We start from the raw sequence: 13,691 nt of genomic DNA on the forward strand, positions 1-13,691 counted from the left end.
GAACTTCCAGACACTCTCTTCGCCATAATTTCAGGGAATTTTCGTATAAAAATAACCACTTACTTATTATGGAATTAGGGTAATGAAAAGCTTTACGCGAATTTCTCTCTGGCTGGGGATGATGGCTATCGCCGCCGCGCTGGCGCTGCCCGCTCGCGCCAATACCTGGCCCCTGCCGCCTCCGGGCAGCCGTCTGGTCGGGCAAAACCAGTTTCATGTCGTTGAGAATAACGGCGGCTCGCTCGAAGCGATCGCCAAAAAGTACAACGTCGGTTTTCTGGCCCTGCTCCAGGCTAACCCCGGGGTGGATCCGTATGTTCCACGAGCCGGTAGCGTGCTGACGATTCCGCTGCAAACCCTGCTACCCGACGCGCCGCGCGAAGGATTAGTCCTTAACCTGGCCGAACTTCGCCTCTATTACTATCCGCCAGGAAGAAGTGAAGTGACCGTTTATCCTATCGGCATTGGTCAGCTCGGCGGCGATACCATCACGCCGACGATGGTCACCACCGTCTCCGACAAACGCGCCAACCCGACCTGGACGCCGACGGCCAATATTCGCGCCCGCTATAAAGCAATGGGCATTGACCTGCCTGCCGTCATGCCCGCTGGCCCGGATAATCCCATGGGGCACCACGCTATTCGCCTGGCGGCGTACGGCGGCGTGTATTTGCTGCACGGCACCAACGCCGACTTCGGCATCGGCATGCGCGTCAGCTCCGGCTGTATTCGCCTGCGCGATGACGACATCAAAGCGTTGTACAACGAAATCACCCCTGGCACCAGGGTGACGATTATCAATACGCCAATCAAGGTGTCCGTGGAGCCGAACGGCACCCGTCTGGTGGAGGTCCATCAGCCGCTGTCAAAACATATTGATGACGACCCGCAGACGCTGCCCATTACCCTTACCGACAGCATGCAGGCGTTTAAGCAGGCACAGTTGACCGACACCGAGGTAATGGAACGCGCGATGATGCTGCGTTCGGGCATGCCGATTGACGTCACCCGCCACCATCGCGTAACGGAGCAGTCGCTCTAGTTCGCTAAACTGCCGACGAAAAAAAAACCGCCTTCAGTTCACTGAGGCGGTTTTTTTATGGCAATAATCAAACAGGGTCCTGCTTTTCTGCGGGTTGCGGCGCCATATAAGGGGTGGGCACCGCCTCTCGTCAGAGAACAACGTACTTCTTACTTCACGCGGACTGCTGAAGGGGGTCAGAACCGCGCGTAGTCAGTGGCATAACAGGGGTAGCGCAACAAATTATTTGTAGATAACCGCAGTCCCGTGAAGGGTGTTAGGACCGGTTACGGACGTAATACGGTAAGAGGTTGCGCCCATCTCTTCCGCTTTTTGCGCCAGCTGATCTTCCAGCGAACCCAGGTTGGTCCCGGCTGAGGCGGAAACGGTACCGATTTTATGCTGACCCGCCGGCGTTGACTGAACTTCTACAGCGGCGAAGCTGGCGAAAGAGAGTGAGCTAAGAACAGCGGCGATAGCGAGTGTTTTAACATTTTTCATGATTGTTATACCTGTGCAGATGAATGTTTTTGTAGGGGCGAACGCATTTAATTAACGATCGATAGGGAAATGATAATGTGATCCACGTCACACGTCAAACTATTTTTATAACGTCCGTTTAACTATTTATAAACAGCTTAAAATTCATACATATATGAATTATTTATTTTTAGAGCAACATCGCTGGTAGCACGTAAGGTTTATTTTTATAATGCCTTTTCAACAAACCAACACAGGTACAGCGGCACCATGACAACTGACGTTCAAAGTTGCACGAAAAAAAGCCGTGGCCGACCTAAAGTGTTCGACAGGGAAGCGGCGCTGGATAAGGCCATGACACTCTTCTGGCAGCACGGCTATGAAGCGACCTCTCTCGCCGATTTAGTGGAGGCGACGGGCGCAAAAGCGCCTACGCTTTACGCGGAATTTGTGAATAAAGAGGGGTTGTTTCGCGCGGTGCTGGATCGCTACATCGCGCGTTTTGCCGCCAGGCACGAAGCGCTCCTCTTTGACGAAGAGAAAAGCGTCGATCGAGCGTTACGCGACTACTTCACCGCCGTCGCGACCTGCTTTACCAGCAAAGAAACGCCGGCAGGCTGCTTTATGATTAATACCTCCGCAGCGCTGGCGGCGGCGTCCACCGATATCGCCAATACCGTTAAGTCCCGGCACGCAATGCAGGAACAGACGCTAACGCAGTTTCTCCAGCAGCGGCAGCTGCGCGGCGAACTGCCGCCAGACGGCGACGTGCGTCAGCTGGCGCAGTTCCTCAACTGCATATTACAAGGCATGTCGATCAGCGCCCGCGAAGGCGCCGACTTCACTAAAATCATGCAAATCGCCGAAACCACGCTGCGTCTGTGGCCCCAGGTTCTTCAGCGCTAAGACCTCGCTTACCGGTGGGCTCCCCACCGGTTCCCCTCCCCTTTATCCCTACATAACGCAATGTTTTTAGTCATTTATTTTGTTCATTTCGCGAGAATGATATTGATAACAATAATCAATACGGGCAAAATTCGGTCTTAAACGTTTCTGTATATTTCACCATGTAACAACCGGTACGCCCGTACCGAATAACGAAAACAACGATATCGTAAGCCCTAAATAATTCGAGTTGCAGGACATGGCGCTTGTGCCTTGATCTGCGCTAGCGCTGGCCCCGTAGGGGCGAGGCCCATGGATGGGCCGAGTAATCCGCAGTCAACACACCTGCAACTTGAAGAATGAGGGGCATAAACTCATAAAAGGAATGAGCATGAACAAGCGTCTCTGGGTACTTAACCCACTGCTGCTGGCAACCGCCCTGCCCGCCTGGGCCGCTGATGACAGCATGATCGTCAGCGCTAACCGAACGCACCGTACCGTCGCTGAAATGGCCCAGACCACCTGGGTTATCGAAGGCCAGGAAATTGAACAGCAAGTTCAGGGCGGAAAAGAATTTAAAGACGTGCTGGCGCAGCTGATCCCCGGCATCGACGTCAGCAGCCAGGGACGCACCAACTACGGCATGAATATGCGCGGCCGCGCGATTGTCGTGCTGATTGACGGCGTTCGCCTTAACTCTTCCCGTACCGATAGCCGCCAGCTGGATTCTATCGATCCGTTTAACATTGAGCATATCGAGGTGATCTCCGGCGCCACATCGCTGTACGGCGGTGGTAGTACCGGCGGCCTTATTAATGTCGTCACCAAAAAGGGCCAGCAGGAGCGCCAGGTTGACCTGGAGCTGGGGAGCAAAACCGGTTTTGCCAACAGCAACGATCATGATGAACGCGTGGCGGCAGCGGTCAGCGGCGGTACCGACCACGCTTCCGGCCGTTTATCGGTCGCCTATCAGCGTTTTGGCGGCTGGTATGATGGCAATAACGATGCGCTGATCCTTGATAATACCCAGACCGGGCTTCAGCATTCCGACCGCCTGGATGTGATGGGAACGGGAACCATTGAGATTGACGAGAACCGTCAGCTGCAGCTGGTAACCCAGTACTATAAAAGCCAGGGCGACGATTACGGTCTGTACCTCGGGAAAAATATGTCGGCGGTGACCGGCGACGGCAAAGCCTTTACCACCGATGGCCTGAACTCCGACCGCGTCCCCGGCACCGAACGTCACCTGATAAGCCTGCAGTATTCCGATGCCGATTTCCTCGGCCAGAATCTGGTCAGCCAGGTCTATTATCGTGATGAATCCCTGACTTTTTACCCTTTCCCTACGCTCAGCAAAGGCCAGGTCAGCAGCTTCTCCTCTTCAAAACAGGATACCGATCAGTACGGCGCGAAGATCACCCTGAATAGCCAACCGCTGGATGGCTGGGATCTGACCTGGGGAGTGGACGCCGACCACGAAACCTTCAACGCCAATCAGATGTTCTTCGATTTGGGCCAGTCTATGTCTTCCGGCGGTCTGAATAACCAGGCTATCTACACCACCGGCCGTTATCCCGGCTACAGCATTACCAACCTGGCGCCGTTCCTGCAGTCCAGCTATGACCTGAACGACATCTTCACTATCAGCGGCGGCGTACGTTATCAGTGGACGGAAAACCGGGTCGATGATTTTGTCGGCTATGCCCAGCAGCAGGATGTCGCCAGCGGCAAGGTCAGCTCTGCGGATGCCATTCCGGGCGGAAAAACCGATTACGACAACTTCCTGTTTAACGCCGGGATTGTCGCCCATCTCACCGATCGTCAGCAGACCTGGTTTAACTTCTCTCAGGGCGTTGAGCTGCCGGATCCGGGCAAATACTACGGCATCGGTAAGTACGGCGCGGCGGTCAACGGCCATCTTCCGCTTCTCTCAAGCGTGAACGTTGGCGATTCGCCGCTGCAGGGAATTAAAGTTAACTCGTACGAACTGGGCTGGCGCTACACCGGCGATAATCTACGCACTCAGCTGGCGGCTTACTACTCGACCTCCGATAAAACGATCGTCGTTAACCGTACCGATATGACCATCGATGTGCAGTCCGATAAACGCCGTATTTATGGCGTAGAGGGCGCGGTGGACTACTACTTCCCGAACAGCGACTGGAGCGCCGGAGCTAACTTTAACGTACTGAAATCGCAGGTGAAAAGTGACGGTAGCTGGCAGAAGTGGGACGTCACTCTCGCCTCGCCGTCAAAAGCCACCGCGTGGGTTGGCTGGGCGCCGGAGCCGTGGTCGCTGCGGGTGCAGAGCCAGCAGGTGTTTGATATCAGCGATGCCAGCGGCAATAAGCTCGACGGCTACAATACGGTAGACTTTATCGGCAGCTACGCGCTCCCTCTCGGCAAGCTGACCTTCAGCATTGAGAACCTGCTCAATGAAGATTATGTCACCCTCTGGGGCCAGCGCGCGCCGCTGCTGTATAGCCCGACCTACGGCAGCAGCTCTCTCTACGAGTATAAAGGTCGCGGACGCACCTTCGGCCTGAACTACGCTTTGAGCTTCTGATAAAAAAAGCCCCTCAGCCAGAGAGCCTGAGGGGCGAATAAAGATACACATCTTTTTTACGCTTTGTTAGTCAGAATCAGTTGGCCATTGCTGTCCAGCGGGATTTGCGTACCAGGGTCGCGATCCATACGGATTTTGCCCTGCTGGTCGCCGATTTTGTAAGTGACATCGTAGCCGAGCATTTTTTCTGATTTATCGTACACCGTTTTGCAGCGCTGCTGCGTCGTGGTGTAGGTATCCCCTTCCTGCATTGAGCCCTGAATCTGGTTACCGGCATAGCCGCCGCCCAGCGCGCCCACAACGGTGGCAACGTCGCGGCCGCGTCCGCCGCCGAACTGATGGCCAATAACCCCACCGGCCACCGCGCCCAGCACGGATCCGGCGATGCGGTTTTCATCCTGCACCGGTCGACGATGGGTCACGGTGACGTTCCGGCACTCCTGACGCGGGGTTTTGACGCTCTCTTTTATCGGCGTACTGGATACTACCTGTGCATACTGCGGGCCGCGATCTAACACGTTAAGACCGGCAACGGCTGCGACGCCCAGCGCGGCAGCCACGCCAATTCCTATACCCGCCAACATTGATTTATTCACGGGACTTCCTCCTTCGTTGCTATTGCCCCTAATTTTGCAATCCAGGCATCAGGCTTGCAAATAAGAAAGCGGATGAAAAGTGCGTGAACGTGTGGCAAATCAACGGGATTCGGAGGAATCTGAGAGGGTTTCCCGGCAAGGAAAGGAGGATATTCTGGTTATGAGTCTCTTAATGCGAAAAGCAAACGGGCGGACAAAACCTTCTGGCTTTGCCGCCCAGAGACATTAATGCAGCTTCAGGCGCGGACGAATAATGCGGTTGATACGTCCTACCAGCATCATCAGGCCGGTTTTAAAGTAGCCGTGCAGCGCAATCTGGTGCATGCGATACAGAGAGATATAGACGAAGCGCGCAATGCGACCTTCGATCATCATTGAACCGCGCATCAGGTTGCCCATCAGGCTGCCCACGGTGGAATAGTTAGAGAGCGACACCAGCGAACCGTGATCTTTATAGGTATAAGCTTTCAGCGGCTTACCTTTCATCTGCGCCAGAATATTGTGCAGGGCGCAGGTCGCCATCTGGTGCGCAGCCTGAGCGCGCGGCGGGACAAAACCGCCTTCCGGGCGGGCGCAGGACGCGCAGTCGCCGATGGCGTAAATATCCGCATCGCGCGTCGTTTGCAGCGTCGGTTCGACCACCAGCTGGTTAATACGGTTAGTCTCCAGACCGCCAATCTCTTTCATAAAGTCCGGCGCCTTAATCCCGGCCGCCCAGACCATCAGGTCAGCGTTGATAAATTCGCCTTCTTTCGTGTGCAGACCGTTTGCATCGGCGCTGGTGACCATGGTTTTGGTCAATACGCGGACGCCAAGCTTGGTCAGCTCGCTGTGCGCGGCGCCGGAAATGCGCGGCGGCAGCGCGGGCAGAATACGCTCGCCAGCTTCAACCAGCGTCACGTTCAGAGCTTCGTTAGTCAGACCTTTGTAGCCGTAGCTGTGCAGCTGTTTCACCGCATTGTGCAGCTCGGCCGACAGCTCAACGCCGGTCGCGCCGCCGCCGACGATGGCGATATTCACCTTACCGTTCGCCCCGAGGTTCGCCGAATACTTGAGGAACAGATCCAGCATTTCCTGATGGAAACGACGCGCCTGATGTGGATTATCGAGGAAGATGCAGTTCTCTTTCACGCCAGGCGTGTTGAAGTCGTTCGACGTACTTCCCAGCGCCATGACCAGCGTGTCGTACGGCAGCTTACGCTCGGGCACCAGCAGCTCGCCCTTCTCGTTATGCAGCTCGGCGAGGGTGATCGTTTTGGTTTCACGGTTAATATCCACCACCGATCCCAGCTGGAACTGGAAGTCGTGGTTACGGGCGTGAGCAAGATAGCTCAGCGCGTCTACACCTTCATCAAGTGAACCGGTCGCCACCTCATGCAGCAGCGGTTTCCACAGGTGGCTGTGGTTACGATCAACCAGCGTGATTTTGGCCTTTTTATTACGGCCCAGCTTTTTACCCAACTGGGTAGCCAGCTCCAGCCCACCGGCACCACCACCCACAATCACTATTTTTTTCAATGGCGTAGTCACGCGACCCCCTAAAATTATTAACCAATTGTTAACTAAAAGTTATACATATAACCTTTAATTAACAACAGGTTACGGCAGTGAAACCATTCAGCGAGATCGAGAATAACATGAACGGTGCATTGGTCATACCAAAATTGATATGCATCAAGTTTTACCGCATATTTTTTGAGCGCAGAATCGCAAAAATGAATAAAAAAAAGCCCGCGATGTTTTCACATTGCGGGCCGGCGCGCGTTTAGCCGAGGGTTTTGAAGGCTTTTATGCGCTGGAGATGCGGGGAGATATTCTTGAACTTGTGGGTCTGTTCTTCATCCCAGATTATCTCATAGTAATGGTGCAGCAGGTCCGCCGAACGCTGGCTATTCAGCGCTTCGTCCTGACGAGATAGCACCACCAGGCAGCGATCGCGGTTTTTTTCGCGGAAATTATTCACGCATTTGGTGGCAATATCCGCATACTCTTCCGGCCGATCAATTTTCCCTTCCATGTTTTCATTGGGAAACAGGTTCGGGTTAAAAATGGCCTGGCGGATATCGCAAAGAAAGCCAATTCGCTCCGCCCAGAAGCCGCCGAGACCCACGCCGCAAATCAGCGGCCGATCGTCGGCGCTCAGCTGCAGCATCTTATCGACCTCTTTTAATAAGTGCTGCATATCATGTTTGGGATGCCGCGTGCTGTAGCTAATCAACCGAACATCGGGGTCAATAAACTGAAGCTGAAGCACCTTCTCATGGTTACCGGGGCTGTTTGAGTCAAAACCATGTAAATAGATAATCATCGCATCCTCACCAGACAACAACGCCTTTCAGGTTTATTACGCGGATTTCGCCTCTTGCCAGCGCGCGTGAAGCTGCTCAAGCTGCGCGCTGATCGTCTTCCAGCGGGCGGAATCCCTTAACGCCTGACGGCTAAAGGAACCTTTATGATACAATTTCGTAACACGTTCTGCTTTGATCGGCGACAGGTTATCCAGCACGCTGACCGCACCCTTACGATTATTGCAGACAAGGATCATATCGCAACCCGCATCCAGCGATGCCTGGCCGCGCTCGGCGTAGCTGCCCATAATCGCCGCCCCTTCCATCGACAGATCGTCAGAGAAAATCACCCCTTCAAATCCCAGCTCACCGCGCAGAACCGTTTTTAGCCAGTGTGCAGATCCGCTGGCCGGACGCGGATCAACGTCGCTGTAGATGACGTGGGCGGGCATGATCGCATCAAGCCGCTGCTCGCCAATCAGCGTACGGAAGATGGCCATATCTCTGGCGCGAATTTCCGCTTCCGCGCGCGGATCGCGCGGCGTCTCTTTATGGGAATCGGCCGTCACCGCGCCGTGTCCGGGAAAGTGCTTACCGGTGGTTTTCATTCCCGCGGCGTGCATGCCGTCAATAAAATGACGAGCTATCGCCAGGGCTTTGTCGGGATCGTCGTGATAGGATCGCTCGCCAATAGCGGCGCTGATATGCCCAACGTCCAGAACCGGCGCAAAGCTGATATCAATATCCATGGCGATCATTTCGCTGGCCATCAGCCAGCCGGCCTCTGCGGCCAGCTTACCGCCCTCCTCCATGCCGAGCAGCGCGGCGAAAGATTGCGCCGCGGGAAGGCGGGTAAAGCCCTCGCGGAAACGCTGTACGCGCCCGCCTTCCTGATCTACCGCCACCACCAAATGGTTGCGCGAGGCCTCGCGGATCTGGCGGACCAGCTCACGCAGCTGCGCCGGATCGTGATAGTTGCGGGTAAACAGGATCAGCCCGCCAACCAAAGGATGCGCCAGAATCTCACGCTCTTCCGCATCCAGTTCAAAACCTTCGACATCCAACATTACCGGGCCCACATCCACCTCTCTTATCCTTTTACTTTTTGTCTAACTGGCGCCATACCTCATCCGCCAGCGCAATAAACTGCCGGTCGCCGGTTTGCTGCCAGCGTAGCTCGTACCAGCCCGCCATCAGCAGCTGCACCCACGGACGCCAGCGCTGAATTTGCCGCCAGAGCTGAAGCTCATCGATGCTCGCCCGTCTCGCGTATTCTGCGGCTAGCCGACGATGCGCGGCGGGCTCGATCCACACCGACGCCAGCTCCAGCGCAACATCGCCATCGCCCGCATATTCCCAGTCAATCAGCCGCAACCCCGCCTCGCCGTGAACGATGTTGCCCGCATGGACATCCATATGTAACGGGGCGAGACGCAGCGGCCGGGGCTCGCCGCGACGCAGCAGCCGTTTGTGCCAGCGTAGCCACTGCGGTGTGCGCCGCGCAGGGCTGCACTGTTGCCAGTACCGCTCAAGCAGCGGCCGCAGCGCGATACGCCAGCCAAAGCGCGGCTGCTGGTGCAGATGATACAGTAACCCTGCGAGCGCCGGACACTCCGGTAATGCGTTAACCACATCGCCTGAGCAATATTCCACCACCATCCAGGCGGGAGAATAAAACACCGGCGCGGGCGCTAACGAATCGGGAAGGCGTGACAGAACGTGATATTGACGGCGAAAGTCGCAGGCCGGCGCATGCGGATCGTGCGGCTGGCGCAGCACCCACTTTTGCCGACCATCGCTGAGAATGCAGCTGCCGCCGCTCAGCCCGTTTTGGGGCGGCGCGGCGACAGGCGTATAGCGCGGGAAAAAGCGCGACAGCACTTCGTCGCGCGTGAGCTTATTGTTGCTGAACAGCACCTTTGCCTGACCAGATAATTTCGCCGGTCTGGACCAGCATTAGCTGCATTTTCAGCTCAGGGGAATTAACGTTGCCGGTCGCGTTGGAATAGAGCACGTACTGTGCGCCAACGGTACGCGCAATGCCCATCGCTTTACTGCGGCTGCCAAGGCTATCCTGCGGCGACAGGCCAAGCTGCTGTTTGGCTACGCCCAGCTGCTGCTGCGAGACCAGGGTGAATTTTCCATTGCCTTCCAGCGCGTTGCGCAGCGCCGTGGTGGCCTCTCCCGCATTCAACGTGCCGTTGGTGCGGTTATTGACGCTGTCGACCAGCAAAATGCTGCCCGCATTTACGCCGCTGGCCTGCAGCATCTGCCCTATCATCGGCTGCACCGCGGAATTCCAGTCAAAATGACGCACGCGCGGCGCCGGCTGCGCTGGCTGCTCGCCGTGTTCAATCGGACCCGGCTGCGTAGGTATCACGGGAATAGTCGGCACAGTCGGCTGCGGCTGAACGGGCTGCTGCGGCTTCGGCTGCGCTTCCTCAACGGGAGCGGGTTCCTGACGTTGACCCACGCATCCGGCAAGGAATATCGCCAGTGCGGTAACTAATGCATAGCGACATAGTTTAATCATTACGATTACCTCTTACAGATAAAGATAAAGACGGGCCTTGTGCGCCCCCAGAATATTGGCGCTGCCATAAAGCGTAACGGAAGAGTGCGCAGGCACCGTTATGCTGCGCGCGGACTCCAGCGGATGCATTTCCAGCCCTCTGGCGTCATACCAGAAAAAGCGATAATGCACGGTCACCGGTACCTGGCGTTCATTGAACAATCGGGTGGTCGCCGTCGCCTGAATCTCGGATGCGGTCACCGTCGGTACTTCAGCGCTGATGCCCGCTGCCAGTACGTTTGATTCCATCACCAGACTTTGCTGATCGCTGACCGGAATTTCCGGATGCGAACTGCACCCGGCCAGTAACGTCACGGCCAGAAGTGCGCCGAAGTGGGCTGCGCGCATGAATGTTAACCTTTATGAGCCAGCATCGGGCCTAACGGACGGCCGCCCAGCAGGTGCATATGGACATGGTAGACCTCCTGGCCCCCGTGGCGATTGCAGTTGACGATCAGGCGATAGCCATCGTCGGCAAGCCCCTCATCGCGGGCGATTTTCGCCGCGACGGTCATCATGCGTCCCAGGGCAAGCTCGTGCTCTGCGGTCACATCGTTGACGGTGGGAATCAGGATATTGGGAACGATCAGAATATGGGTTGGCGCCTGCGGAGAGATGTCGCGAAAAGCGGTCACGAGCTCATCCTGATAAACCACATCCGACGGGATCTCCCGGCGAATGATTTTGCTGAAAATCGTTTCTTCTGCCATGACTGATTCCTTAATAATTTTTATACCGTGCTCTGGCCTGCCTCTGCAGGTAAACGCGGATGCACAGGATTCCCCTAAGAGTATGAGCGAGTTACTCCCTCTCTTTCAACCTGAATGCGTTTTTTCTTACGCGACCAAGCGCTTAGCTGCTGACGGATTAAGCGTTTCTTCGCTGTATGCCCCCCGGTACCGGTCAACAAGACCCGGGTACAGCCGTTTTCCCGCTTGTTTACACATTAAATATTAATGCGTATATTTCTCATTTGCATTCAAAGCAAATGCAGTGCACTGACGATCTACCGCGGCCATCGCGCCGCAGCAAATAACAACAATCACACGATCAAGGGCTTATGATGTCTCTCTCCACCAACTTTCGGGATGGGCGTAACGCGCCGTCCCTGCTTGCTATGGGTATCGCGCTGGCGATCTTTCCCAACCTCAGTCAGGCAGCCGGCACGTCCGAAGACACTATTATTGTAGAAGGTTCCGCAGATAGCGCCTCGGAGACACAAGAGCAGGACTACAGCGTCAGAACCACCTCAGCCGGGACTAAAATGGAGATGGCCCAGCGCGATATCCCGCAATCGATCAGTATCATTACCGAACAGCGGATGCAGGATCAGCAGCTGCAAACGCTGGGCGACGTCATGGACCATACCATGGGGATCAGCAGCAGCCAGGCGGACTCAGACCGCACCAGCTATTATTCCCGCGGTTTTGAGATCGACAATTATATGGTCGATGGCATTCCGACCTGGTTTGAATCTCGCTGGAATCTGGGCGACGCGCTTTCCGATATGGCTCTCTTCGAACGGGTTGAGGTCGTACGCGGCGCCAACGGCTTGCTGACCGGTACCGGCAACCCTGCCGCGTCGGTCAATATGATCCGCAAGCACGCGACCAGTCGGGAGTTCAAGGGAAACGTCTCTGCGGAGTACGGCAGCTGGAATAAGCAGCGCTACGTTGCTGATATGCAAAGCCCGCTGACTGACGATGGCAGCGTACGGGCGCGCATTATCGCCGGTTATCAAAACAATGACTCGTGGCTGGATCGCTATAACAGCGAAAAAACGTTCTTCTCCTGCATTCTTGATGCCGATCTCGGTACGTCGTCCGCTTTATCCGCTGGCTACGAGTATCAGCGTATCGACGTGAATAGCCCGACATGGGGTGGCCTGCCTCGCTGGAATACCGATGGCAGCAAGAACCACTATGATCGCGCCCACAGCACCGCGCCCGACTGGGCCTATAACGACAAAGAGATCAACAAGGTCTTCGTCACGCTGAAACAGCGCTTTGCCGATACCTGGCAGGCAACGATGAATGCCACCCATTCTGAGATCACGTTCGACAGCAAGATGATGTACGTGGACGCGTATGTCAACAAAGCGACCGGAATGCTGGTGGGCCCCTATAGCAGCTACGGCCCGGGCTATGATTACGTCGGCGGTACCGGCTGGAATAGCGGCAAACGTAAAGTCGACGCCGTTGACCTGTTCGCCGACGGCGGCTACGACCTGTTTGGTCGCCAGCACAACCTGATGATCGGCACCAGCTACAGTAAACAAAACAACCGCTATTTCAGTTCGTGGGCAAACGTCTTTCCCGATGAGGTTGGCAGCTTCTATAGCTTCAATAGCGCGACATTCCCGGAAACCAGCTGGGGCCCGCAGAGCCTGGCGCAGGACGATACCACGCGAATGAAGTCGCTGTATGCGGCGACGCGTTTTTCCCTGCTTGACCCGCTGCATCTGATTCTTGGCGTCCGCTATAACAACTGGAGCATCGAGACGCTAACCTACACGATGGAGAAAAACCATACCACCCCGTACGCCGGGCTGGTTTACGACATCAACGACAGCTGGTCGGCCTACACCAGCTATACCTCGGTCTTCCAGCCGCAGAATAAGCGCGATAGTTCCGGAAAATACCTGACCCCGGTTACCGGAAACAACTATGAAGTGGGCCTGAAGTCGGACTGGATGGACAGCCGGTTAACGACGACGCTCGCCCTATTCCGCATTGAGCAGGATAACCTCGGCCAGGCGACCGGCGGGCAAATCCCCGGCAGCAACGGCGAAGCAGCCTATAAAACCGTCGACGGTACCGTCAGCAAAGGGGTGGAGTTCGAAATCAACGGGGCGATTACCGATAACTGGCAGATGACCTTTGGGGCGACGCGTTTTGTCGCTGAAGACAATGAAGGCAATGCGGTGAATCCCAACCTGCCACGTACCAGCGTCAAGCTGTTCACCCGCTACCGTCTGCCGGTAATGCCTGAACTGACCGTCGGCGGCGGCGTTAACTGGCAGAACCGGGTGTATAAAGATACCGCGACGCCGTACGGGACGTTCCGTGCGGAACAAGGCAGCTACGCGCTGGTGGATGTGTTCACTCGCTACCAGGTCACTAAAAATTTTGCTGTGCAGGGTAACGTCAATAACCTGTTCGACAAAACCTACGACACCAACGTCGATGGTTCCATCGTCTACGGCGAACCGCGCAACGTCAGCATTACGGCCAGCTATCAGTTCTGATCTCTGCTTAACGTGACAAAAGCCGCGGGCGCG

At 55.8% G+C, this 13,691-nt stretch carries 13 protein-coding genes; 4 read left to right on the forward strand and 9 right to left on the reverse strand.

The genetic code is table 11. The features are described from left to right. Window positions 1-82: 82 nt before the first annotated feature. Complete coding sequence (ldtC, locus tag SIK97_RS21240) at window positions 83-1,042, forward strand: L,D-transpeptidase LdtC (protein WP_029946911.1); 960 nt, start codon at window positions 83-85, stop codon at window positions 1,040-1,042. Window positions 1,043-1,264: 222 nt separating this feature from the next. Here the strand turns inward: ldtC and bhsA are convergent, their stop codons facing one another. Further along, a complete protein-coding gene (bhsA, locus tag SIK97_RS21245) occupies window positions 1,265-1,522 on the reverse strand; it encodes a multiple stress resistance protein BhsA (RefSeq protein WP_004131427.1) in 258 nt (85 codons plus the stop codon). A gap of 249 nt (window positions 1,523-1,771) precedes the next feature. Here bhsA and SIK97_RS21250 point away from each other — a divergent pair, with 249 nt between their 5' ends. Beyond that, complete coding sequence (locus tag SIK97_RS21250; RefSeq protein WP_004849937.1) at window positions 1,772-2,407, forward strand: TetR/AcrR family transcriptional regulator; 636 nt, start codon at window positions 1,772-1,774, stop codon at window positions 2,405-2,407. A 370-nt stretch (window positions 2,408-2,777) separates the two neighbouring features. Next, window positions 2,778-4,955, forward strand: coding sequence for a TonB-dependent siderophore receptor (locus tag SIK97_RS21255; protein WP_032749591.1), 2,178 nt, complete (start codon window positions 2,778-2,780; stop codon window positions 4,953-4,955). A gap of 56 nt (window positions 4,956-5,011) precedes the next feature. On the opposite strand, the gene SIK97_RS21260 is transcribed toward SIK97_RS21255, so the two are convergent. The 8 genes from SIK97_RS21260 to hinT all read right to left on the reverse strand — a co-directional run bounded on the left by SIK97_RS21260 (window position 5,012) and on the right by hinT (window position 11,121). Continuing rightward, window positions 5,012-5,551: a glycine zipper 2TM domain-containing protein gene (locus tag SIK97_RS21260; protein WP_004131424.1), complete on the reverse strand. Its 540-nt coding sequence runs from the start codon at window positions 5,549-5,551 to the stop codon at window positions 5,012-5,014. 225 nt (window positions 5,552-5,776) lie between these two features. Then, window positions 5,777-7,081 carry an NAD(P)/FAD-dependent oxidoreductase gene (locus SIK97_RS21265; protein ID WP_004849932.1) on the reverse strand — a complete coding sequence of 435 codons (1,305 nt, stop codon included), beginning with the start codon at window positions 7,079-7,081 and terminating at the stop codon, window positions 5,777-5,779. 235 nt (window positions 7,082-7,316) lie between these two features. After that, complete coding sequence (ycfP, locus tag SIK97_RS21270) at window positions 7,317-7,859, reverse strand: alpha/beta hydrolase YcfP (RefSeq protein WP_004849931.1); 543 nt, start codon at window positions 7,857-7,859, stop codon at window positions 7,317-7,319. Window positions 7,860-7,895: 36 nt separating this feature from the next. Further along, window positions 7,896-8,906, reverse strand: coding sequence for a beta-N-acetylhexosaminidase (nagZ, locus tag SIK97_RS21275; RefSeq protein WP_029946910.1), 1,011 nt, complete (start codon window positions 8,904-8,906; stop codon window positions 7,896-7,898). 31 nt (window positions 8,907-8,937) lie between these two features. Continuing rightward, complete coding sequence (gene thiK / locus SIK97_RS21280) at window positions 8,938-9,756, reverse strand: thiamine kinase (RefSeq protein WP_032749593.1); 819 nt, start codon at window positions 9,754-9,756, stop codon at window positions 8,938-8,940. Then, complete coding sequence (gene lpoB, locus SIK97_RS21285) at window positions 9,737-10,372, reverse strand: penicillin-binding protein activator LpoB (RefSeq protein WP_014228847.1); 636 nt, start codon at window positions 10,370-10,372, stop codon at window positions 9,737-9,739. Before lpoB ends, thiK begins: the two co-directional genes overlap by 20 nt. Before the next feature lie 12 nt (window positions 10,373-10,384). Next, complete coding sequence (locus SIK97_RS21290; protein WP_014228846.1) at window positions 10,385-10,759, reverse strand: YcfL family protein; 375 nt, start codon at window positions 10,757-10,759, stop codon at window positions 10,385-10,387. 5 nt (window positions 10,760-10,764) lie between these two features. Beyond that, window positions 10,765-11,121: a purine nucleoside phosphoramidase gene (hinT, locus tag SIK97_RS21295; RefSeq protein ID WP_004849924.1), complete on the reverse strand. Its 357-nt coding sequence runs from the start codon at window positions 11,119-11,121 to the stop codon at window positions 10,765-10,767. Between the two features lie 353 nt (window positions 11,122-11,474). On the opposite strand from hinT, the gene fhuE reads away from it, so the two are divergent. Next, the gene (fhuE, locus tag SIK97_RS21300; protein ID WP_057173146.1) at window positions 11,475-13,658 is read left to right on the forward strand and encodes a ferric-rhodotorulic acid/ferric-coprogen receptor FhuE; all 2,184 of its coding nucleotides are present in this window, start codon (window positions 11,475-11,477) and stop codon (window positions 13,656-13,658) included. Window positions 13,659-13,691 lie beyond the last annotated feature (33 nt).

The organism is Klebsiella sp. JN_Kp126 (genome assembly GCF_033843325.1).
GTDB classification, from domain to species: Bacteria; Pseudomonadota; Gammaproteobacteria; order Enterobacterales; family Enterobacteriaceae; genus Klebsiella; species Klebsiella michiganensis.